This is a genomic window from Vibrio sp. MM46 (assembly GCF_027587135.1).
Classification (GTDB): domain Bacteria; phylum Pseudomonadota; class Gammaproteobacteria; order Enterobacterales; family Vibrionaceae; genus Vibrio; species Vibrio harveyi.
The window spans coordinates 275486-299325 of the sequence record NZ_JAPPTO010000003.1; the positions used below are offsets into that span (position 1 = coordinate 275486).

The following is a 23840-nucleotide window of genomic DNA, read 5'->3' on the forward strand; positions in this document are numbered from 1 at the left end:
TTAATGCTCTTCCTCATCGACAATTCGGTAGAAGGTTTCGCCATCTTTAACCAAACCAAGTTCATGACGTGCACGTTCTTCGATTGCATCAAGACCTTGTCGTAAGTCATCAATCTCAGCGAACATCTCGTTATTACGAGCTTGCAGCTTGCTGTTTACTTGCTGCTGCACTTCAATTTCATCTTCTACTGTGTAGTAGTCAGACACCCCGTTTTTGCCAAACCAGAGGGTATATTGAAGCCAGCCAAACAGTAACGTAAGGGCTATAACAAAGATTCGCATATCGTTGCTAACATTCTGTACCGGAAGGGATTAGATAAGGTGACATATATAGCATAAATGCGTGGTTGGCTCTAGGGTAGAAAAAGAGACTCACACGCTCCTTACAGGAAAAAAGCAGCAAAATGAAACAAAGAGATTCCCTACTCTCTCCTTCGTCGTTCTAGGGAATGACAAATCAACGTGAGCGAAAGACAAAGTCAGTCCTCATATCGCCAAGTGAAGTGCTCTCGAAGAGCCAAGTCCGCTCCTACCTTTCGAAGAGAAGCGCTCCCGAAGGGCGAAGCCCGTTCCTGCCTCTCGAAGCATAGCGTTCCCATATGTCAGATACAAAAACGCCCCGCAAGTGCGAGGCGTTTTTAAAAGCTTTAAGTTAAGCCGTTAACTCAGTTAAGAATTAAGCCTGGCCTTTAACTTCTTTGAGACCGCTTCCTTGAAACATGGAGGAGCGCGCTCACTTAGAGCTTCCGTCATATAAAAAAACGCCCCGCAAGTGCGAGGCGTTTTCAAAAGCTTTAGGTTAAGCTGTTAATTCAGTTAAGAATTAAGCTTGACCTTTAACTTCTTTAAGACCGTTGAAAGGAGCGCGCTCACCTAGAGCTTCCTCGATACGGATTAGTTGGTTGTACTTAGCAACACGGTCAGAACGGCTCATAGAACCAGTCTTGATTTGGCCTGCAGCTGTACCTACCGCTAGGTCAGCGATAGTTGCATCTTCAGTTTCGCCAGAACGGTGAGAGATTACTGCTGTGTAACCTGCGTCTTTAGCCATCTTGATTGCAGCTAGAGTCTCAGTTAGAGAACCGATTTGGTTGAACTTGATAAGGATAGAGTTAGCTACGCCTTTCTCGATACCTTCAGCAAGGATCTTAGTGTTAGTAACGAATAGGTCGTCACCTACTAGTTGAAGCTTGTCACCTAGTAGTTCAGTTTGGTGCTTGAAGCCAGCCCAATCAGACTCGTCTAGACCGTCTTCGATAGAAACGATTGGGAATTGGTTAGCTAGCTCAGCTAGGTAGTGGTTGAACTCTTCAGAAGTGAAAGTTTTACCTTCGCCTTTCATGTTGTAGATGCCAGCTTCTTTGTCGAAGAACTCAGATGCTGCACAGTCCATAGCTAGAGTAACGTCTTTACCTAGTTCGTAACCAGCAGCTGCAACAGCTTCTGCGATAACTTCTAGAGCTTCAGCGTTAGACTTAAGGTTTGGAGCGAAACCACCTTCGTCACCAACTGCAGTGCTGTAGCCTTTAGACTTAAGAACTTTAGCTAGGTTGTGGAATACTTCAGCACCGATACGTAGACCTTCTTTAAGAGTCTTAGCACCAACTGGTTGGATCATGAACTCTTGGATGTCAACGTTGTTGTCTGCGTGCTCACCGCCGTTGATGATGTTCATCATTGGTAGAGGCATAGAGAACTGACCTGCTGTACCGTTTAGCTCAGCGATGTGCTCGTATAGAGGCATGCCTTTAGCCGCTGCAGCAGCTTTAGCGTTTGCTAGAGAAACAGCTAGGATAGCGTTCGCACCGAACTTAGATTTGTTTTCAGTGCCGTCTAGTTCGATCATTACTGCGTCGATTGCAGCTTGGTCTTTAGCGTCTTTGCCAACTAGAGCTTCAGCGATTGCGCCGTTTACAGCTTCAACAGCTTTAAGAACACCTTTACCTAGGAAACGTGCTTTGTCACCGTCACGTAGCTCAAGAGCTTCGCGAGAACCAGTAGATGCGCCAGATGGAGCTGCCGCCATACCTACGAAACCGCCTTCTAGGTGTACTTCAGCTTCTACAGTTGGGTTACCACGTGAGTCGATGATTTCACGACCTAGAACTTTAACGATCTTAGACATTAATGTTTCCTCTCGTTCAAATATAAATGTCAATTTTAAAGGGCAGCAGCACAACCTTCGCCGCCGCCCGTATCCTTTTACTTCTCGAATTCGCCGCGAGCGTTTTGACCAGCAGCTTTAACGAAACCTGCGAATAGTGGGTGACCATCGCGAGGAGTCGAGGTGAATTCTGGGTGGAATTGAGCCGCTACAAACCATGGGTGAGCTGGGTTCTCAATCATTTCCACTAGTTTCTTGTCCGCTGATAGACCAGATACTTTCAGACCTGCTTTTTCGATTTGCGGACGAAGAACGTTGTTTACTTCGTAACGGTGACGGTGACGTTCGTGAACTGTCGCGCTACCGTATAGTTCACGAGCTTTCGTCCCTTTCTCTAGGTGACATAGCTGTGAACCAAGACGCATCGTACCACCTAGGTCAGACGTTTCAGTACGTTCTTCAACTTTACCTTCGCCGTCTACCCATTCAGTGATCAAACCTACCACAGGGTACTTAGTGTCTTTGTTAAATTCTGTTGAATGTGCACCTTCCATACCCGCTACGTTGCGCGCGTATTCGATCAGTGCTACTTGCATGCCTAGACAGATACCTAGGTAAGGTACTTTGTTTTCACGAGCGTATTGTGCTGCGCGAATCTTACCTTCGATACCACGGTCACCGAAGCCACCAGGTACTAGGATTGCATCTAGACCTTCAAGTACTTCTACGCCTTTCGTCTCAACATCTTGAGAGTCTACGTATTTAATTGTGACGTTTAGACGGTTTTTCAAGCCTGCGTGTTTAAGTGCTTCGTTTACTGACTTGTAAGCATCTGGTAGTTCGATGTATTTACCGACCATACCGATAGTTACTTCGCCAGTTGGGTTCGCTTCTTCATAGATAACCTGTTCCCATTCAGACAGGTCAGCTTCTGGTGCGTTGATACCAAAGCGAGCACAAACTAGGTCATCTAGACCTTGAGACTTAACAAGTTGAGGGATCTTGTAGATTGAATCTACGTCCTTCATTGAGATTACCGCTTTCTCAGGAACGTTACAGAATAGCGCAATTTTCTTACGCTCGTTCGCTGGGATCATACGATCAGAGCGGCAAACAAGAATATCTGGTTGGATACCGATAGATAGCAGCTCTTTAACAGAGTGCTGAGTTGGCTTAGTTTTCACTTCACCAGCAGCGGCTAGGTAAGGAACTAGCGTTAGGTGCATGAACATTGCGCGCTCACGACCTAGTTCTACAGCAAGCTGACGAATAGCTTCCATAAATGGTAGTGATTCGATATCACCTACCGTACCACCGACTTCAACGATAGCAACATCATGGCCTTCAGAACCTGCAATTACGCGGTCTTTGATAGCGTTAGTGATGTGAGGGATAACCTGAATGGTTGCACCTAGGTAATCGCCGCGACGTTCTTTACGTAGTACGTCTGCATAAACACGACCAGCAGTGAAGTTGTTACGCTTAGTCATCTTGGTGCGGATGAAACGCTCGTAGTGACCAAGGTCAAGGTCAGTCTCTGCGCCATCTTCCGTAACGAACACTTCACCGTGTTGAGTTGGGCTCATTGTGCCTGGATCAACGTTGATGTAAGGGTCAAGCTTCATCATAGTCACTTTAAGACCACGAGCTTCTAGAATAGCTGCAAGAGATGCTGCTGCAATACCTTTACCTAGAGAGGATACAACCCCGCCAGTAACAAAAATGTAATTTGTCGTCATGTTTAACCTGAAATTGGTTGAATGAGGGAAATGGAGTGCTTCTGGACGGGACGTAAATATACCAGAAGCTCCTAACCGCCACAACGTGAAATCTATCACACCGTAATTTTTTATTTTTTGCTTCAAATCAAAGTCGAGTATTCATGCAATTTCAGCTTCGCTCTTCTCGTTTCACTTCATCCCACATGGAATCGAGTTCATCTAGAGTAAAGTCTGTCAGCTGTTTACCGTGCGCTGCAACTTTAGTTTCCACGCCTTTAAAGCGTTTCGAGAACTTTAAGTTGGCTTTTGCCAGTGCCACTTCAGGGTCTTTCCCTAGGTGACGAGACAGGTTCACGGTAGCAAATAAAAGATCGCCTAATTCGAGTTCAACTTTCTCCTCATCCGGAGTAATTTGAAGCACTTCTTCCATTACCTCTTCAATTTCTTCCTGCACTTTTCCGACAACGGGACCAAGCGAGCCCCAATCAAAGCCGAATTTTGCGCACTTTTTCTGGATCTTTGTAGCACGCGAAAGTGCAGGTAGAGAGTTTGGTATTGAGTCTAGGATACTTTCTTCAGCTTTGCCTAATTGTGCTTTCTCTTTGGCTTTTTCCGCTTCCCAGTTGGCGTTAATCGCTTCTTCAGAATCGAATTCTACTTCTGAAAAAACATGCGGGTGACGACGCGTCAGCTTCTCGTTAACGGTTTCCACCACATCAGAAAACTCGAACAATCCCTGCTCTTTCGCCATTTGGCTGTAGAAAATCACTTGGAACAATAAGTCCCCCAACTCTTCTTGCAAGTTCGACCAATCGCGGTTTTGAATAGCATCCACCACTTCGTAGGTTTCTTCAATAGTGTGAGGAACAATGGTGTCGAAGGTCTGCTTTAAGTCCCAAGGGCAACCGCTTTCTGGGTCACGCAACTTCGCCATGATTTGTTCTAACTGTTCAATTGGATGACTCATTTTCTGTTCCTTTAAACCTTTCTATCTAAAGAAAAAGGTGAGCAGCCAAAACCACTCACCTTTAATTTGTTTTCTAACTGTTTTTACTAAGTAGTTGGTTCTTCTGGCAAGGCAGCAAACTTATGAGACCCATGAGCATAGCTTGTCTATGAGATGGGTCTGGGCCAGCATTCCGGATATAAGTGCAGCTAACGCCGCTAGAAAGCCAAATACGACGTAAAAATTAGCCTAAGCGTTTCACCGACATAACATCCTTGATCTGCTCAACACGTTTCGAAACGCGTGAGAACACCTCAAGGTTGGTCACTTCAAGGTCAAAGTCCATGATCGACATTTGCGTGCGGTAATCGACGCGACTCTTCATGCTGGTGACTTTGATTTTCTCGTTCGCAAATAGCGTTGTGATGTCTTTTAGTAGACCACCACGCTCCATCGCTTCAACACGAACCGTCAAGATGTAAGAGCCGACAAAGCCGCTCCCCCAGACGGTATCAATGATACGTTCTGGTGCGTGATGACGAAGTTCTTCTAGTTGCTCACAGTCACTACGGTGCACCGAAATACCACGACCTTGAGTGATGTAACCTGAGATCTCATCACCTGGGATCGGCTGACAACAGCGCGCTAGGTGCGTCATTAAGTTATCGACACCTTCTACCACAACGGCATCTTTCTTCGGACGGCTTTGCGCTGGCGCGCGATTTTCTGCTTCTTGCAGTTTTTCCAGCGCTTGCTGGTCTTCCTCTTCCGCGGTTGGCTTGTTCACTAACGCGTTGATGTGGTTGATGATCTGGTTAATGCGCAAGTCACCACTACCAATACCAACATACAATTCATCGGCGCTATTAACGTTAAAGCGTTTTAGTGCGTAGTGATCTGCGTCTTTCAGTGTCGCGCCGATTTTCGCCAATTCGTGCTCTAGGATTTCACGACCCGCTTCTAGGTTCTTCTCACGACTTTGTTTGCGGAACCATGCGTTGATTTTCGCACGTGCTCGGCTCGACGTCACAAAGCCCAGAGTCGGGTTCAACCAGTCACGTGAAGGGTTTGGTTCTTTCTGGGTGATGATTTCAACCTGATCACCCATTTGCAGTTTATGGGTGAACGGTACAATACGACCCGCAACTTTAGCGCCGATACAACGGTGACCCACTTCGGAGTGAATGTGGTAAGCGAAATCGAGCGGTGTTGCGCCCATTGGTAGGTCGACAACATCGCCACGTGGGGTAAAGGCATACACGCGGTCATCAAATACCTGACTACGTAGCTCGTCCAACATCTCGCCAGAGTCAGACATCTCTTCTTGCCAATCGAGTAGCTTACGTAGCCATGTGATCTTCTCATCGTAACCGCTGCGGCTGCTTGCACCTTCTTTGTATTTCCAGTGCGCAGCAACACCTAGCTCAGAATCTTCGTGCATCTCTTTAGTACGAATCTGGATCTCAATGGTCTTGCCTTCAGGTCCAAGAATCACGGTATGGATAGACTGGTAGCCGTTTGGTTTCGGGTTCGCTACATAATCGTCGAACTCGCTTGGTAGGTGTTTGTATTTGGTGTGAACCACACCTAGAGCGGCATAACAGTCTTGAAGTTTGTCAGCGATGATACGTACTGCTCGTACGTCAAATAATTCATCAAACGCCAGACTCTTCTTCTGCATTTTGCGCCAGATACTGTAGATGTGCTTTGGACGACCACTGACTTCTGCGTTGATGCCGCATACGGTCATTTCTTGGGTAAGGTCGTCGACAAAGTCTTTGATGTATTGTTCACGGACAATACGACGCTCAGCCAATTGCTTCGCGATTTGCTTGTAGGTTTCTGGTTGTTGGTAGCGGAAGGCGTAATCTTCGATTTCCCACTTCAACTGACCAATACCAAGGCGGTTTGCCAGAGGCGCATAGATGTTTGCACACTCTTTTGCCGCAGCACGACGAACTTCGTCCGGCGCTTTTTTTACTTCAATCAGGTTGCAGATACGTTCCGCCAGCTTGATGACCACGCAGCGGAAATCATCCACCATTGCCAACAGCATGCGACGAACGTTATCTACTTGAGACGAGGCAGCACCACCATCCATTGTTACATTTAGTTGACCAATTGCCGCCATTTCGTCGACACCATCGATCAGCTTAATGATTTCTTTGCTGTATTTTTCCTCAAGGAGCTCTCTATCAAAAGCACCACTTGAGACCAAAGGGAACAGTTGCGCCGCGACAAGTGTCGCTTTGTCCATCGACAAGGTGATCAAGATTTCGATCATCTCTCGTCCACGCCACAACAAAAGCTCCGCCTGTTCGTTATCCGCCAAAACAGATTGGCAGTCACGATACACTTCGGTTAAGCGTTTCGCTGTGTTCTTCTCTTGACCTAGGCTAGCCACCCAGTTTTCAAGTTCAAACTGTTCATCTTGGTTTAAATGCGCGCTTCTTACCGCAACCATCTCATCATCCTAATTATTATATTTGTGTGGTTTGACTAACACCATCCAGGTTAGTTCTTTCGCCAAGCTTTAAGCGTTGGCTTATTGACCACCCACCACGTGTAAGTGATCAACAAAGTCCCAATTATCAGGACTTTTCAAACAGTGCCATCGATTCTAGATGGCTGGTATGAGGGAACATGTCCAGCATACCTAATTTGGTCAATTGGTAGCCTTGCTCCAGCAAGCTCTGGCTATCCCTTGCAAGGGTAGCAGGATTACACGAAACATAAACTACACGCTGTGCGCCAAGCGCAGAAACTTGATCGATGATCCCACTCGCGCCCGCACGTGCCGGATCAAGCAGCACTTTGTCGAATTGTTCAGCCGCCCAAACTTGCCCTTCAAAATCCTGCTCAAGGTTAGCGTGATAAAATTGCGCGTTATTGATTTGGTTCAAAGATGCATTATTTGCCGCCTTTTCCACCATTTCTGCCACGCCTTCTACGCCAACCACGTGTTTTGCACGTTTTGCGATTGGCAAACTGAAGTTACCTAAACCACAGAACAAATCTAACACTCGCTCGTCACTTTGTGGGTCTAACCACTCCACTGCCTGAGCGACCATTTTCTGGTTTACCGCTTGGTTCACTTGAATAAAGTTATTTGGCGTAAATGGTACGGTGACACCTGCTTCTTGATAGAAAGGCACTTCACCTTCAATCAAATCAAGCTGATCCGTTTCTGGCATCAGGTAGAGCGATGCATGGTGACGCTTCGCTAATTCCACCAAGGTGTTGGTTTCTTTTTCAGTCAATTTGCTCAGATGACGCAATGTTACGCATGGACCATTGTCGCCTAGCACCAACTCTACGTGACCAAGTTGCTCTGGCTTCTTAAACGCTTTTAACGTCGAGTAGATTTCTGGCAATAGCACATTCAACTCAGGCGCGAGCACTGGGCAGTCTGTCACTTGCGCGATTTGCTTACTCTGTTTCTTACGGAAACCAAAGTGCAACTGACGAGTCTTTTTATCCACGAACAAGCTCACACGAGCACGGCGACGGTAGCCAAGAGATTCACCCAACACAGGCGCATCCAACTCGATATCACTGCCGGCAAATTTTCTCATCAACTGACGAAGCGTTTGCTGCTTGTGCGTCAATTGTTGGTCATAGTTCAGATGCTGCAGGTCACAGCCACCGCATTCATGGTAATGCGGACAAAATGGCTCCACGCGAGCTTCACTCGGTTTAAGGATTTTAATCAACTTACCGCGAGCGAACTTGCTCTTTTCTTCCACCAATTGGGTTACCACTTCCTCACCCGGTAGCGCACCATCGATAAACAATGGTTTCTTCTTAAGGTAAGCAATGCCTGCGCCGTGGTGATCCAAACGCTCTACTTGCACCGCTTGGTGGCGGGTATTCAGTTGCGTTTTCTTTTTAGGTTGAAAGATACGTGCCATGCTCTGTGCCTGATTTGTGTCTAATTGCTCTACTGCTTCACTATTCTTGATTGCAGCCGTTGTGTGATTCGAGTGACTTGATTATGCTTACCGTTTATCCGGTGACGTCACTTCTTTGCTCAAGGCTTTATCGTGCGCTTGAGAAATAATGCGTTATTTTCCCATATCCAGACTCCGATGTAATTAGATAACATGACCAGATATGGCTTAAGAGCACGTGTAATTACACTAACTCTCGCTCCCACTCTCATTATTGGTTTATTACTGAGCGGCTTTTTCTCATTTAACCGCTACCAAGACCTCGAGAAACAAGTTATCACCACAGGCAATAGCATTATCGAACCGCTTGCGATTGCCAGTGAAACTCACCTACTTTCCGAAAGTCGCGAAGCCGTTCGTCGTCTTATCAGTTACGCCCATCGCAAAAACTCGAAACTGGTTCGTAGTATCGCGGTGTTCGATGAAAATCATGAGCTTTTCGTCACTTCTAACTTCCATCCCAATTTTGAAGCTCTGATGTTCCCGAAGGATAAGCCGATCCCTCAGTTAGGGGACTCAGAAATCTTCGATAACTCGCTTATTCTGCGCGTGCCGATTCTATCTGAAGGTCACTATCTTTCGGAGCTCTCAAATGAGAATCAGGGCACAAAAGCCATCGGCTACATCGCAGTGGAAATGGATCTTTCGTCACTTCGATTGCAGCAATACCAAGAAGTGTTCTCTGCGTTCTTGGTGTTGATCCTCGGTCTTGGTCTCGCGAGTGTGTTCGCCTCTCGTCTAATGCATGACGTAACCCAACCGATCACTCACATGAAGAACGTTGTTGACCGCATTCGTCGTGGTCACCTTGATGTACGTATCGAAGGTAAAATGCACGGTGAGTTGGACCAGTTGAAAAACGGTATCAACGCCATGGCGGTCTCGCTGTCGGAATACCACGTTGAGATGCAGCACAGTATAGACCAAGCGACATCAGACTTGCGTGAGACTCTGGAACAGCTAGAGATTCAGAACGTGGAGTTGGACATCGCGAAGAAGCGTGCCCAAGAAGCAGCACGTGTGAAATCCGAATTCTTGGCGAACATGTCTCACGAACTTCGTACTCCGCTGAATGGTGTGATTGGCTTTACCCGCCAGATGCTGAAAACACAGCTATCGAACAGCCAAACGGATTACTTGCAGACCATTGAGAAGTCCGCAAACAACCTACTGAACATCATCAACGACATCCTCGACTTCTCGAAACTGGAAGCCGGTAAGCTAGCACTGGAAAACATTCCGTTTGAATTCAGAGAAAGCTTAGAAGAAGTAATCAACCTACAAGCCACCAGCGCGCACGAAAAAGGATTGGAAATCACCTTGAAAGTGGATCCGAAGATCCCGCAAGGCTTGGTGGGTGACCCACTTCGTATCCAACAAATTCTCACCAACTTGGTCGGCAACTCCATCAAGTTTACTGAGCGCGGTAACATCGACATCAGCGTTGAGATGCGCTCACAATCTGGTGATTCGGTCGAACTGCAATTCATGGTGCGCGATACTGGTATTGGTATCTCCGAACGTCAGCAAGCGCAGTTGTTCCAAGCGTTTAGCCAAGCGGATGCGAGTATTTCACGTCGCTATGGTGGTACCGGTCTGGGTCTGGTTATCACTCAGAAACTGGTGAGCCAGATGGGCGGTGAAATCAGCCTAACCAGTCGTCTACACCAAGGTTCAACCTTCTGGTTTACGGTTCGCTTGCACTCAACTGAAATGCCAATGAGCGATCTGATTGAAGTAGAGCTATTGACTGGCAAGCAATTGTTGTTGGTTGAACCGAACATGCAAGCGGCGTCAGTGACACAGCAGATCCTGAGCCAAGAAGGCATTCTGGTGACCTACCGCTCTTCGTTGCCAGAAAACGACGAGAACTACGACTACGTATTGTTGAACTTGGCTGCCAACCAAACCTACGATGATCAATCGGTAGCGGCTTGGATTGAACAAGCCAAACGCATGGCGCCGAGTGTGATCATGGGTACGCCAAGTACCGAACTAGCACTGGCAGATCAAGTGATGAACGACCATCAGATCCAATGTCTGACCAAGCCACTATCGCGTCGCAAGCTTCTACAAAGTCTGATCACAGATCATGTCGAAACGCCTCAAGCGGTAATTGCTCCAATTGAGCCTGTAGTGAATGAACGCTTACCACTGACGGTACTTGCGGTCGACGATAACCCAGCTAACTTGAAACTGATCTCTGCGCTATTGAAAGAGCGTGTAGAAACGGTAACAGCGTGCAGCAATGGTCAGCAAGCGGTGAATCTTGCGACTGAGAAGAAATACGATCTGATCTTCATGGACATTCAAATGCCATTGATGGACGGCGTGACGGCTTGTCAGCATATTAAAGAGCTAGAGCTGAACAAAGACACCCCAGTGATTGCGGTGACCGCGCATGCCATGGCAGGCGAGCGTGACCGACTATTAGCAGCGGGGATGGATGACTACCTAACCAAACCAATCGAAGAGCATGTGCTGCAACAGGTTTTGGTTCATTGGAATCCAAATACCTGTACTGAGAGTGTCGACAAAATCGCGCCATCCTATGTCGAACCAGTTGTGGAAACTGCGCCATCAGCGCCAGAAAAGCCACAGCAAGATGTCATCATCGACTGGCAAGCGGCATTGAAACAAAGTGCCAACAAGGAAGACTTAGCCAAAGACATGCTGCGCATGCTGATTGATTTTATTCCTGAGGTGGAAGAAGTGGTCGATCAAGCATTAGAACAAGAAGACTTCTCGCGTGATGATCTTATCCATGTGGTACATAAACTTCACGGCAGCAGCTCTTACTGTGGCGTGCCGAGATTAAAGTCTCTGTGTGCAACCTTGGAACAAGCACTGCGCTCAGGCGCTGACATCGAAGACATCGAACCGGAAATGTTCGAACTGCAAGATGAGATGATTAAAGTCACCACGACGGCGAAACTCTATCTTGAACAGTAGAAAATAACGGATTAAATCAGAGACATAAAAAAGCCAGAGCATCGACTCTGGCTTTTTCGTATTCGATTATTGATCCGTAATCAGGCTAAGTTAGGATTCAAAAATCACCGTCGCGACCGCGTAATGACGTTCATCCGAAATCGACAGATGAACATGATTGACGCCCATCGACTCGGCGATTTGCTTCGCCACACCGGATAAGGTCAATATCGGTTTACCGAACTCATCATTCGAAACTGTAAAATCATGGAAGGTCACGCCTTTTGCGATGCCTGTACCTAGCGCTTTTGAGGCAGCCTCTTTTACTGCGAAACGCTTCGCAAGGTAGCGCCCTTTTTGCTTCAATTCAGCAAACTTTACCATTTCATCTTGCGACAAAATGCGCTTTGCGAAGGGCTCACCCGTTCGACCGAGCGCTTTTTCAATGCGCTCAATCTCTGCGATGTCAGTGCCTAATCCTAAAATTGCCATGCTTAAATCTGATTACTTACGAGCCGCAACCATGATGGCTTTCATTTCTGCCACAGATTTTTCTAAACCATCGAAAACGGCACGACCAATGATCGAGTGACCGATGTTAAGCTCGTAGATTTCTGGCAGTGCCGCGATTGGTGCAACGTTGTGGTAAGTCAGACCGTGACCTGCGTTTACGATGATACCTAGGTCATCAGCGTAGCTTGCGCCTGCTGCAATCTTCTTCAGTTCATCTTGCTGATCTTCTTCTGTTGTCGCATCTGCGTAGTGACCTGTGTGAAGCTCAATGTAAGGTGCGCCACAAGCTTTTGCCGCATCGATCTGTTGACGGTCAGCATCGATGAATAGAGAGACTTTAATGCCCGCTTCAGTTAGCTTTTGCGTTGCCGCTTTCACTTTCTCAAGTTGACCGACAACATCCAGACCACCTTCTGTTGTCAACTCTTCACGTTTTTCAGGAACCAGACAAACGAACTCAGGCTTAGTTTGTAGCGCAATCTCAACCATCTCGTCCGTTACTGCCATTTCAAGGTTCATACGAGTTTGAATGGTTTCACGTAGGATGCGAACGTCACGATCTAGAATGTGGCGACGGTCTTCACGTAGGTGGATGGTAATACCGTCAGCACCTGCACGCTCTGCGATCTCAGCAGCATGAACTGGATCTGGGTATTTAGTACCACGTGCATTACGTAGAGTGGCAATATGGTCGATATTAACGCCTAAGTAGATTGAGCTCATTTTCCGTTACTCCGTGCTCGATATGTCTGAATGAATAATTCGCGACTTTTTAAAGGTTTGCCGCCAAGATACGGCTTTAATGCCATACGTGTAAAGCGTTTCGCCGCTTTTAATTGCTCTTTAGTGACGAATCGCCGTTCGCTAATCGCAATCAATTCATTACCTAAAAATGTCAGGTTGTCGCGCCTTACTGAAGCTATGAATCCCTTTTGCTCACGATAACGGTAAGTCATCTCAGGATCGACTGGCTCACCCGTCCCGGCACAATGTAAGAAATCGACGCCATAGCCCATTGAAGACAGCAGGGCCAATTCAAAACGACGCAACCCCGGTTCAGGGTTATCACTCTGAGCCAATTCCGTTAGTGCATGCAGGTAATCATGAAATAGCGCAGGCATCGGCACTTCCGCCATTAACACGCGTCCGACTAATTCATTTACGTACATCGCGGAATAAAGGTTTATCCCGAACAACGGCAAGCCTAAACTGATTGGCTCAGCCTGACGTAAGGTTTTCATCGAACCTTTGCCGGACCATTTCAGCAATAGTGGCGTGAAAGGCTGTAATGCCCCTTTCAGATTGGAGCGTTTGCTGCGCGCACCTTTCGCCATCAACGTGATACGACCATACTCCTCGCTGAATACATCAAGGATTAAGCTCGATTCACTGTAAGGGCGTCGGTGCAATACAAAGCAGCGCTGGAAGCCTTCTGAAGACTGGTTGCTCATTTCAATCAGTGTGCCTAAGTCGGTAATAAAAAATAAGGAGCCAAGTGGCTCCTTATTTTAATCGATATTATATTTTAGTCGATGTTGGAACGAAGTATCTTCGTTACCAAACTTACAAGCAACCAAACTTATAGGTCGTCGATGTAACCTAGTGAGCGCAGTGCACGTTCGTCGTCTGCCCAACCAGATTTCACTTTTACCCAAGTCTCTAGGTAAACCTTACGACCGAATAGCTCTTCCATATCTAAGCGCGCTTCACGACCAATTGTCTTGATCTTCTCGCCACCTTTACCAATCACCATTTTCTTCTGACCATTACGTTCAACAAGAATCAGGGCGTTGATATGGAAACCGTCCGTTTCTGGGTTGTAATCGAAACGCTCAATCTCAACCGTTACTGAGTATGGCAGCTCTTCACCAGTAAAACGCATCAGTTTTTCACGCACGATTTCAGACGCCATGAAACGCTGAGAACGGTCTGTTACGTATTCTTCTGGGAAGTGGTGCGTTGCTTCTGGCAAGTGATCGCGAACGTGCTTGCGCAGTACGTCGATGTTCTTACCTTGCTTTGCAGAGATTGGCACAACGTCAACGAAGTCCATCTTCTTCGACATGTCGGCCATGTGCATCATCACTTCGTTACGATCTTGCACGTTGTCTACCTTGTTCACACAAAGCACAACAGGGAAGTTCGACTTTTGAAGCTTAGTCAGCACCATCTCATCGTCTTTGGTCCAATGCGTACCGTCGACCAAGAAGAATACTAGGTTCACATCACTTAGAGATGAGTTGGCTGCACGGTTCATCAAGCGGTTAATCGCGCGCTTCTCTTCAATGTGAAGTCCCGGTGTATCTACGTAGATCGCTTGGTAATCACCATCGGTATCCACGCCCATGATGCGGTGACGCGTCGTTTGCGGTTTACGAGACGTGATCGAAATCTTCTGACCCAAGATTTTGTTCAGAAGCGTCGATTTACCTACGTTTGGACGACCAACAATCGCAATGAAGCCACAGTGTTGGTTCTCTGGTGAACTTACTTCACCATGTGATGCGAAAAACGCATCGATGTCGAATTCGTTATCAGCCATTCGTTAATTGCTCAAGTGCCGTTTCTGCAGCCGCTTGTTCTGCCTTGCGGCGGCTGGTGCCTTTACCGATTACAGGCTTATCCACACCTGCTACGTCACACTCAACCGTGAACTCTTGGTTGTGCGCTTCACCTTTAATATTAGTCACTGTGTAGACAGGCAGCGGTTTTCTTCTGCCTTGCAGGAACTCTTGTAGGCGAGTTTTTGGATCTTTTTGTGATACACCAGGCTTAATCGCCTCAAGACGCGAGTTGTACCAGCTCAGTACGATACCGCGAACTTGTTCAATATCACTATCAAGGTAAATCGCACCAATAATGGCTTCTACCGCATCGGCTAGAATAGAGTCTCGGCGGAATCCGCCACTCTTCAATTCACCTGGACCTAATTTTAAATAATCTCCTAGATCGAATTCACGACCCAGTTCCGCCAATGTGTGCCCACGAACCAAGGTCGCGCGCATACGGCTCATGTCACCTTCGTTCACTTTCGGGAAACGATGGTACAGATCATCAGCGATGACAAAACTTAAAATTGAATCGCCCAGAAACTCAAGACGTTCATTGTGCTTACTATTGGCGCTGCGGTGAGTCAGCGCCAAGTTGATAAGCCCAGCATCCTTAAATTGGTAGCCGAGCTTTCTCTCTAGTTTCTCAATTGGAGAATTCATACTCTCTCGATATGTAATGGTTAGTGAATGCCACCGACGCGGTTAAAACGCACACCAGTTGGAATCCATGAAGGTAGAACACTATCTGCGCCACGATCAAACTCGAAGCTGATCCAGATCGCAACAGCTTTACCGACTAAGTTTGCTTCTGGAACAAAGCCCCAGTAACGGCTGTCTGCACTGTTGTCACGGTTATCACCCATAACGAAGTACTGACCTTGTGGTACAACCCACTCGTTAACACCTGGGCGTGGTTGGTAGTTCTGCACGCGGTCACGAGTTAATGGGTTCACCAAAATTTGGTGCTCAACGTCACCCAGTTTTTCATTCATCTGAATCAGAGGAATACCGTTTTGGATGAATTGACTTTCTTCAACATTGTTCAGCTTAACTGGCTTACAAGATGACTCACCTTTCGATTGAATACATACCTGCTTATCGGCAGAGTAACGAACGGTATCACCAGGCAAACCTACCACACGTTTAATGTAGTCAACGTTTGGCTGTGGTGGGTACTTGAATACCACGATGTCGCCACGCTCAGGCTTGCCAGTTTCCACTAGCTGCGTGCGCCATACCGGATCTTTCAATCCGTACGCGTATTTCTCCACCAAAATGAAGTCACCTACTAGTAGGGTTGGCATCATTGAGCCTGAAGGGATTTGGAACGGTTCATAGATAAAAGAACGTAATACCAATACGAATGCAATCACTGGGAAGATAGAAACGCTGTTCTCTACCCACCACGGTTGGCTTTCTACTTTTTGTAGCGTCACCGCATCCAGACCATTGGTTGTTTGCGCTTGGATCTCCGCTACTTTCGCTTGACGTTTTTTCGCAAACACCAGCTTTTCTAGTAGCCAAACTACGCCAGTTACCAAAGTCACGATAACTAGAATCAGTGAGAATGTATTCGCCATTAAATTCCCTTATCTAAAAATACGAAAGTGAAAGAGCCGAAACCCTTTCACTTATTTTACTATCTAACGTCTTATGACAGACAAGAGCACGAGATAGTTCAACTCTAGTCTTTACCAACGTGAAGAATTGCTAGGAACGCTTCTTGAGGCAGCTCTACGTTACCGATCTGCTTCATACGTTTCTTACCTTCTTTCTGTTTCTTCAGAAGTTTCTTCTTACGGCTCACGTCACCACCGTAACATTTCGCGATTACGTTCTTACGTAGCTGTTTCACTGTAGAACGTGCGATGATGTGGTTACCGATAGCCGCTTGGATCGCGATGTCGAACATCTGACGAGGAATGAACTCTTTCATTTTCTCAACAAGCTGACGACCACGAGTCTGAGACTGATCTTTGTGCGTAATCAGCGCTAGCGCATCCACTTTGTCGCCGTTCAGTAGTACGTCTACACGTACCATGTTCGATGCTTCAAAGCGTTGGAAGTTGTAATCCAGAGACGCGTAGCCACGTGATGTCGACTTCAAACGGTCGAAGAAGTCCAGTACCACTTCTGCCATTGGGATGTCGTAAGTGATCGCAACTTGGTTACCGTGGTAAACCATGTCCACCTGTACGCCACGCTTCTCAACACATAGTGTGATTACGTTACCTAGGTAGTCCGCTGGTACTAGGATGTTACAGCGCGCGATAGGCTCACGGATCTCTTCGATGTCGTTAACCGCTGGCAGTTTTGCAGGGCTATCAACGTACAGAGTCTCACCGTTAGTTTGTTCTACTTCGTAAACTACCGTTGGTGCCGTTGTAATCAGGTCGAGGTCGTATTCACGCTCTAGACGCTCTTGGATGATTTCCATGTGCAGCATGCCTAGGAAACCACAACGGAAACCAAAGCCTAGTGCTGCTGAGTTTTCTGGCTCGTAGAATAGCGATGCATCGTTTAGGCTAAGTTTACCTAGTGCGTCACGGAAGTTTTCGTAATCATCAGAAGATACTGGGAACAGACCCGCGTATACCTGAGGTTTTACTTTCTTAAAGCCTGGAAGTGGCTTCTCGCTGCCGTTTTTCGCTAGCGTCAGCGTATCACCTACTGGTGCGCCTAGGATGTCTTTGATACCACAAACTACCCAGCCTACTTCGCCAGTACGCAGAACATCAGTGTCCACTTGCTTAGGCGTGAAGATACCTAGACGATCCACACCCCAAGTTTGACCTGTGCTCATTACTTTGATCTTGTCGTTTTTCTTCAGTGAACCGTTTTTAATACGAACCAAAGAAACAACGCCAAGGTAGTTATCGAACCATGAGTCGATGATCAGCGCTTGAAGTGGCGCCTCTGGATCACCTTCTGGTGCTGGAATTGCTGATACGATGTTTTCTAGAACGTCGTCAACACCTAGACCTGTCTTCGCAGAACAGCGGGTTGCTTCCATTGCATCGATACCAACGATCTCTTCAATTTCTTCCGCTACACGCTCGGGATCGGCAGCTGGTAGGTCAATCTTGTTCAGGATTGGCACAACCTCTAGATCCATTTCGATTGCGGTGTAACAGTTAGCTAGGGTTTGAGCCTCTACACCCTGACCTGCGTCAACCACCAGTAGCGCGCCTTCACAAGCAGCTAGAGAACGTGATACTTCGTACGCAAAGTCAACGTGTCCCGGAGTATCGATGAAGTTCAACTGGTACGTTTCGCCGTCTTTAGCGGTGTAGTTCAGCGTCACACTCTGAGATTTGATGGTGATACCACGCTCACGTTCAAGATCCATAGAATCCAGAACCTGTGCGGCCATTTCACGATCGCTTAATCCACCACAAACTTGGATTAGACGGTCAGATAGGGTCGACTTACCATGGTCGATGTGGGCGATAATCGAAAAGTTACGAATGTGCTTCATAGATTTATGGGTGACTAACTCTTTACAAATAGGGACAGTAAGAAAGCCGTCTGTTGACGGCATTTCAATCAAGTTGGCAGATTCTACCCAATTTCGTTAACGGGCGCACCTTATTTAAAGTCTAGAACTTATTGAATAGGTTCACCGAGAACTCTAATGAGAGTGACTTGGCGTTTTGATTCATCTTCTAGTGGGCGTGACACACGTTTTGCGAGCCACATACCACCAGCTGCGAACAATACCGAAGCTAGGATGGTGATGACCTCACCGCCCGCGGTTAAAGGCACTAGCAGGAAGTTGCCAATTACAGCACCGAGAATCAAACCAAACAAAGGAAGAAGGTAGACCGCCATAGCTGATTTGATCAGGCTTGCTTCGGGGAAACCAATTTCCACGACCTGACCAACTTTGACGGATTTTGGGGTACGCAAATGCCACGACAGCGTTTTGTTACCGATCGCTTTGGTAACCACGCCTGTGCCGCAGCTTTTTTGCGATGAACAGCTGCTGCAACTGGTCTGTTGCTCGCAGCTGATATCGACATCATATTGCTGACCGTGACGGTGAACGCCCGTTACGGTAGCCAATGCAGTCATCATTGCACTTCACTCTTTGTTACATTAAAAGTGACCGATTGTGCGATACGCTGAGCCGTTGCCGGCGGAATATCACCAACAACTGAGATTTCATGGTTTCCGCTGACAAAGCTGTGCAATGTACGGCGACCTTGACGAACCAGTTGACCTTTCAACGAGTGCTCGTCTTTGTCAGCTACATACACTGAAAAGCTAAATAGTCCATCAGAGTAAAGTTGGCTTTCTACCATTTGGTCAGTCACTGCCATGCGGTAACGGTTCAGTTCATTGGGATGGAACCCTTCCGGTGTCCAACCCACGGTCCAGTTACTGGTACCGATATCGCCTTTTGGCATTGTCAGAACCGCGGGTAATTGAACCTCTTCTAAACCACTCATCAGTTCACCAATCTTAGGGTTCACTGAGTAAGAAATAGTACGGTACTGCTCAAGCATTTCACCATCACGATCAACGAGATCAGCACGCAGTGGCAGTTTACTCTTCTCATCAATCCACAATACGTAAGAGTAACGTAGCCCATCTTTGGGCACGATGCGTAGCACTTGTGTTGGAACACCCGCTTCACGGGCACGACCTACTTTTACGTAGTCGTAGTACAAGTTTAGCTCGTCGATGTTAGCGTTCAGCATCGGCATGATTGGAGCAACCATTTTACCCGATTCGATGGTAAACGGTTCTGCGCCAGTTTCGATATAGCTTACTTCTGTGCCGCGACGGATCACTTCACGTACAGGACCACTCAAATACACAAGATGTGCGTACTGGTCTTTGTCGTGAGTCGCGTGACGATACAGCAAAGGTTCAATGCTGTTCTTTTTGATAAGGATATAAGAGAGTTCGTAGCTTAAATTCTTGCTCGCCTCGCTCATTTGATGCAATAAAGCCTCCGCTGGCTTATCACCAGCAAAGGCTTGCGAAGACATCAGACTGAACAGAGCGCAAGCGCTGATCAGAAATTTTTTCATTCAATATCCGGTGTCAGATGTGCATCTTGTTGAGACGCATCACTGTTAATTCTTAGCTGCAGTTCGTAGTCACGAAGCATAGCATGAACGCGTTTGCGTTGCTCTTGCATATTTGCTTCACCAACGGAACGCTCTACGGATTCACGCGTCAAGCTTACTGGTTCAGCGCTGCCCGCAAATGGCACAGTCTGAAGCACAGGAAGTTGGTCAGCTTGCGGCGACATTGGGTCGCTACCGCCGTACTGTTGAACGCCTAATATCACAACAAGTGACACACACGCAGCAACGGCAACTTGACCAAACTGAGTCAACCATGCAGGCAACTGGCGTTTCGCTTTTTGTGGCTCTGGTTGCGACTCTTTTGGCGCGTCGTTAATTGAAATTACGTTAGCACTGCGCGAATCGATAGCACGATGCACAGGCTCGTCTTCTAACGCTAACGCTACGCTTTCAGCAATATTCCACTCAGGCTTTGCTGGCGCTTCGCCTCGCATCACATCACCAATCAGGTGATAGTTCTGCCAAGCATCACGGCTCTCTTGGTCTTGCTCTAATTCTTGAATTAAAGCCTTATCGACCAATTCTCCATCCATGAGAGCTGAAAGTTTTTCTTTGTCAGCCATTATTTTCACCATAGTTATCACTTGTACTAGCGCTGCAAAAGAGGTTTGATTTTCTTTTCCACCGCCTCACGAGCACGGAAGATACGCGATCGTACCGTTCCCACCGGGCAATCCATTACTTCAGCAATTTCCTCGTAGCTCAAGCCATCAAGCTCGCGCAGAGTCATTGCGGTTTTTAAATCTTCAGGTAAGGCTTCGATTGCACTGAACACTACCCGTTGCAATTCTTTGGACAACGTTAAGTTCTCAGGGTTCGAAATTTCTTTAAGTGCATTACCTGTTTCGTAAAATTCAGCTTCTTCAGCATCAACGTCTGTTGCAGGTGGTCTACGACCTTGAGCAACGATGTGATTTTTCGCAGTATTCACTGCAATGCGATACAGCCACGTGTAAAACGCACTCTCCCCACGAAAACTAGGGATAGCTCGGTAAGCCTTGATAAACGCTTCTTGTGCTACATCTGGAACATCGCCAGGATTACTTACGTATCTGGAGATAAGGTTACATACCTTGTTCTGGTACTTTGTTACCAGCAGGTTGAATGCTTGCTTATCGCCATTCTGAACTCGCTCAATCAATACTTGATCGGTCAGCTGCTCGTTCATTCGAGCGGATACTCCTATTTGTTATGCCCCTACTCTTCTCAGATATGGGTACTAATTATGCAAAACGTAGTATTGACACCACTGCTTACTTGAGCACTATTGTGACCCTGACGTGAATGAGAAAGTTCCATGGTTTCTCAAATTTTTTGTCATTGTTTTTTCACAGTGTGATGTCACTAGCCAAATCCCGCTCCTCGTCCGACTTAAGTCTCGTTTTGACAAGCGAGCATACTGGTGGGGAAATGGGTATAATGGATGATCTCTGTCCCAGATTGTGCTGGGTAGAGCATAGAAAAGCAATGGCATTGACAAACTATTACTTTTCATTTGCATGGCTAATGGCTATCAGAACATCGCGTTACAAACAAAACTCAGGAAGCATCTGCATGCCCAAGGCATGGCAAAATAAGAGTGGCTGAAGTCACCAAGGTAACGCCGATTTCGATACGTCTCCCAACTTAGCCCTTAGCGACGGATGTCGCGTTAATGGAATGCACATGGTGTGCAAAATATACACAAGGTAGCCTTGTTACCTTAGCTTGGGATTGTAAAAGTAATATGAACACAAATCGTGAACATGAATGTGATGTGTTAGTGGTAGGGAGTGGCGCCGCGGGCTTGTCGTTGGCTTTGCGTGTCGCAAACCACTGTAAGGTAATGGTTCTAAGTAAAGGACCGCGCAGCGAAGGCGCAACGTATTACGCGCAAGGTGGTATCGCTGCCGTATTTGATGAGTCGGACACCATTGAGTCTCACGTTGAAGATACGCAAATTGCTGGGGATGGAATCTGTGATGAAGAGACTGTTAAGTTCATCGCGGAAAACTCAAAAGAGTGTGTACAGTGGTTGATTGATGGTGGTGTACCATTCGATCGTGAAGATGATGATTCTGACGATGAGCCACGTTATCACTTAACTCGCGAAGGCGGTCACAGCCGTCGACGTATTTTGCACGCTGCTGATGCCACTGGCATGGCAATGCAAACCTCTCTACAAGACAATGCACACAGCCACCCAAACATTCATGTTCTTGAGCGCCATAATGCTCTGGATTTGATCACCGAAGATAAAATCGGCGGCGACAAAAACAAGATCATTGGCGCTTATATTTGGAACCGCAACGAAGAACAAGTTGAAACTGTTCGCGCTAAATTTGTTGTTCTCGCAACGGGCGGCGCTTCCAAAGTTTACCAATACACTTCTAACCCAGACGTGTCATCTGGTGATGGTATCGCAATCGCGTGGCGTGCAGGTTGTCGTGTTGCAAACCTAGAGTTCAACCAATTCCACCCAACCTGTCTTTACCACCCAGAAGCACGTAACTTCTTGTTGACTGAAGCATTGCGTGGTGAGGGGGCGTATTTACGTCGTCCAGACGGTTCACGTTTTATGCCGGATTTCGACGAGCGTAAAGAGCTTGCTCCACGTGATGTCGTGGCTCGCGCGATCGACTTCGAAATGAAGCGCTTAGGTGCTGATTGCATGTATCTCGATATCAGCCATAAGCCTGCGGATTTCATTACTAAGCATTTCCCAACTATCTACTCTCGTTTGATGGATTTGGGTATCGATATGACTAAAGAGCCGATCCCAATTGTACCTGCGGCGCACTACACATGCGGCGGCGTCATGGTCGATCAAAATGGTCATACCGACCTGAAGAACCTCTATGCGATTGGTGAAGTGAGCTATACAGGCTTGCACGGCGCGAACCGTATGGCATCGAACTCACTACTTGAGTGTGTGGTTTACGCATGGTCGGCAGCCAAAGACATTCTTAAACATCACAGCGAAGTAGAACTAGCATCGCAGGTTCCATGTTGGGATGAAAGCCAAGTGACCAACAGTGATGAAGAAGTGATCATCCAACATAACTGGCATGAGCTGCGCCTATTTATGTGGGATTACATGGGTATCGTTCGTACCGATAAACGTCTTGAACGCGCACTGCGTCGTATTCAGATGCTGCAACAAGAGACGCATGAGTACTACAGTCACTTCCGCGTATCAAACAACTTGCTAGAGCTACGTAACCTGCTGCAAGTCGCAGAGCTAATGGTGCGTTGCGCGATGCAGCGTAAAGAGAGTCGTGGTCTGCACTACACCTTGGATTATCCAAATCAGCTAGAAAATAGTGGTCCAACAATTCTTACGCCAAACAAATAGCACTGACACTAAAAAGTAAGAGTCAGATATAAGATCAAATGGGAGCTTCGGCTCCCATTTTCCATTGTCGTAATATCAAACACAGTTGACGATATGCCACGTCTTCACAACTGTCTCGCCAAATCGTGACTTTTTCACCCGACGTTAATTCAAACGTGACTTTGAACATCGCCGCCGACACATCAACGCTCGATAATGTAGAGGTTTGCTTGTCATTACGTACCGTGCCATCACGATGTAAATACCAGCCACCACGAGCAGAAGGCACGACAAAACCGCCCTGCATTTGGCAGCGAAGAATCAGTAATAACAGATAAGTTGATAAGACGAGTGGGATAGCAGAGCAGATAAGCGCCCAAACGCAACCTAGGAGAAGAAGTTGGTTGGCAATTTGGGCGTACAGAGAAGTGTTAACCTTGAGATTAACGAACCTTGCTGAGGTTGTGCGCGACAATTTTATCAACCATCGATGCATGACCTAGGTTTTCGCTGCGACCGTGACCCATCACCCAAGTAAACAGATCTGGGTCATCACATTCTAATAATGAGACAAAATCACGCTGCTCTTGTTCATTCAGTGCTTCAAAGCACTCTTCAAAAAACGGCATAATCACCACGTCAAGCTCAAGCATGCCACGACGACAAGCCCATTTAATACGCGCCTTTTCTTCCGCAGTGTACATTCAGTAT

The 23840-nt window shown here is 47.0% G+C and carries 21 protein-coding genes; 2 read left to right on the forward strand and 19 right to left on the reverse strand.

The genetic code is table 11. The features are described from left to right. The 6 genes from ftsB to rlmD all read right to left on the reverse strand — a co-directional run bounded on the left by ftsB (window position 1) and on the right by rlmD (window position 8682). Window positions 1-282 carry a cell division protein FtsB gene (gene ftsB, locus OH459_RS05075; RefSeq protein ID WP_005452106.1) on the reverse strand — a complete coding sequence of 94 codons (282 nt, stop codon included), beginning with the start codon at window positions 280-282 and terminating at the stop codon, window positions 1-3. Between the two features lie 541 nt (window positions 283-823). After that, a complete protein-coding gene (gene eno / locus OH459_RS05080; RefSeq protein ID WP_005425372.1) occupies window positions 824-2125 on the reverse strand; it encodes a phosphopyruvate hydratase in 1302 nt (433 codons plus the stop codon). 77 nt (window positions 2126-2202) lie between these two features. Then, a complete protein-coding gene (locus tag OH459_RS05085) occupies window positions 2203-3843 on the reverse strand; it encodes a CTP synthase (RefSeq protein ID WP_005449808.1) in 1641 nt (546 codons plus the stop codon). A 151-nt stretch (window positions 3844-3994) separates the two neighbouring features. Beyond that, the gene (gene mazG, locus OH459_RS05090) at window positions 3995-4792 is read right to left on the reverse strand and encodes a nucleoside triphosphate pyrophosphohydrolase (RefSeq protein WP_239911504.1); all 798 of its coding nucleotides are present in this window, start codon (window positions 4790-4792) and stop codon (window positions 3995-3997) included. 223 nt (window positions 4793-5015) lie between these two features. Beyond that, window positions 5016-7235 carry a GTP diphosphokinase gene (gene relA, locus OH459_RS05095; protein ID WP_005449804.1) on the reverse strand — a complete coding sequence of 740 codons (2220 nt, stop codon included), beginning with the start codon at window positions 7233-7235 and terminating at the stop codon, window positions 5016-5018. Window positions 7236-7362: 127 nt separating this feature from the next. Beyond that, window positions 7363-8682 carry a 23S rRNA (uracil(1939)-C(5))-methyltransferase RlmD gene (rlmD, locus tag OH459_RS05100; RefSeq protein WP_017817666.1) on the reverse strand — a complete coding sequence of 440 codons (1320 nt, stop codon included), beginning with the start codon at window positions 8680-8682 and terminating at the stop codon, window positions 7363-7365. A gap of 192 nt (window positions 8683-8874) precedes the next feature. Here rlmD and barA point away from each other — a divergent pair, with 192 nt between their 5' ends. After that, on the forward strand, window positions 8875-11673 hold the full coding sequence (barA, locus tag OH459_RS05105; RefSeq protein WP_005449799.1) for a two-component sensor histidine kinase BarA: 2799 nt from the start codon (window positions 8875-8877) through the stop codon (window positions 11671-11673). Between the two features lie 90 nt (window positions 11674-11763). Here the strand turns inward: barA and acpS are convergent, their stop codons facing one another. From acpS to rpoE, 11 genes are all read right to left on the reverse strand, one after another. Continuing rightward, complete coding sequence (gene acpS, locus OH459_RS05110) at window positions 11764-12144, reverse strand: holo-ACP synthase (RefSeq protein ID WP_005449797.1); 381 nt, start codon at window positions 12142-12144, stop codon at window positions 11764-11766. A 12-nt stretch (window positions 12145-12156) separates the two neighbouring features. Then, complete coding sequence (pdxJ, locus tag OH459_RS05115; protein ID WP_005426507.1) at window positions 12157-12888, reverse strand: pyridoxine 5'-phosphate synthase; 732 nt, start codon at window positions 12886-12888, stop codon at window positions 12157-12159. Continuing rightward, a complete protein-coding gene (gene recO, locus OH459_RS05120) occupies window positions 12885-13616 on the reverse strand; it encodes a DNA repair protein RecO (protein WP_005426504.1) in 732 nt (243 codons plus the stop codon). The genes pdxJ and recO overlap by 4 nt, the downstream gene beginning before the upstream one ends. Window positions 13617-13744: 128 nt before the next feature. After that, window positions 13745-14707 (reverse strand): GTPase Era, encoded by a 963-nt coding sequence (gene era / locus OH459_RS05125; protein ID WP_005449795.1) that lies wholly within the window; start codon window positions 14705-14707, stop codon window positions 13745-13747. Beyond that, window positions 14700-15377 carry a ribonuclease III gene (rnc, locus tag OH459_RS05130; RefSeq protein ID WP_005449793.1) on the reverse strand — a complete coding sequence of 226 codons (678 nt, stop codon included), beginning with the start codon at window positions 15375-15377 and terminating at the stop codon, window positions 14700-14702. Before rnc ends, era begins: the two co-directional genes overlap by 8 nt. 20 nt (window positions 15378-15397) lie before the next feature. Then, window positions 15398-16297, reverse strand: a complete 900-nt coding sequence (lepB, locus tag OH459_RS05135) for a signal peptidase I (RefSeq protein WP_050939062.1) — start codon at window positions 16295-16297, stop codon at window positions 15398-15400. 104 nt (window positions 16298-16401) lie between these two features. Then, entirely contained in the window at window positions 16402-18195 is a 1794-nt protein-coding gene (gene lepA, locus OH459_RS05140; RefSeq protein ID WP_017189112.1) for a translation elongation factor 4, read from the reverse strand. A 128-nt stretch (window positions 18196-18323) separates the two neighbouring features. Continuing rightward, complete coding sequence (locus OH459_RS05145) at window positions 18324-18794, reverse strand: SoxR reducing system RseC family protein (RefSeq protein ID WP_038898663.1); 471 nt, start codon at window positions 18792-18794, stop codon at window positions 18324-18326. Further along, on the reverse strand, window positions 18791-19756 hold the full coding sequence (gene rseB, locus OH459_RS05150) for a sigma-E factor regulatory protein RseB (RefSeq protein ID WP_005449786.1): 966 nt from the start codon (window positions 19754-19756) through the stop codon (window positions 18791-18793). The genes OH459_RS05145 and rseB overlap by 4 nt, the downstream gene beginning before the upstream one ends. After that, entirely contained in the window at window positions 19753-20379 is a 627-nt protein-coding gene (locus OH459_RS05155) for a sigma-E factor negative regulatory protein (protein ID WP_005449785.1), read from the reverse strand. Before OH459_RS05155 ends, rseB begins: the two co-directional genes overlap by 4 nt. Window positions 20380-20405: 26 nt before the next feature. Continuing rightward, window positions 20406-20984, reverse strand: coding sequence for an RNA polymerase sigma factor RpoE (gene rpoE / locus OH459_RS05160; RefSeq protein WP_005449784.1), 579 nt, complete (start codon window positions 20982-20984; stop codon window positions 20406-20408). A gap of 558 nt (window positions 20985-21542) precedes the next feature. Between rpoE and nadB the strand changes: the two genes are divergently transcribed. After that, complete coding sequence (gene nadB / locus OH459_RS05165; protein WP_005449783.1) at window positions 21543-23150, forward strand: L-aspartate oxidase; 1608 nt, start codon at window positions 21543-21545, stop codon at window positions 23148-23150. Between the two features lie 34 nt (window positions 23151-23184). Here the strand turns inward: nadB and OH459_RS05170 are convergent, their stop codons facing one another. Then, the gene (locus OH459_RS05170; protein ID WP_307718074.1) at window positions 23185-23625 is read right to left on the reverse strand and encodes a protein YgfX; all 441 of its coding nucleotides are present in this window, start codon (window positions 23623-23625) and stop codon (window positions 23185-23187) included. Further along, window positions 23573-23833, reverse strand: a complete 261-nt coding sequence (locus tag OH459_RS05175; RefSeq protein WP_009698777.1) for an FAD assembly factor SdhE — start codon at window positions 23831-23833, stop codon at window positions 23573-23575. Before OH459_RS05175 ends, OH459_RS05170 begins: the two co-directional genes overlap by 53 nt. Window positions 23834-23840: the final 7 nt, after the last annotated feature.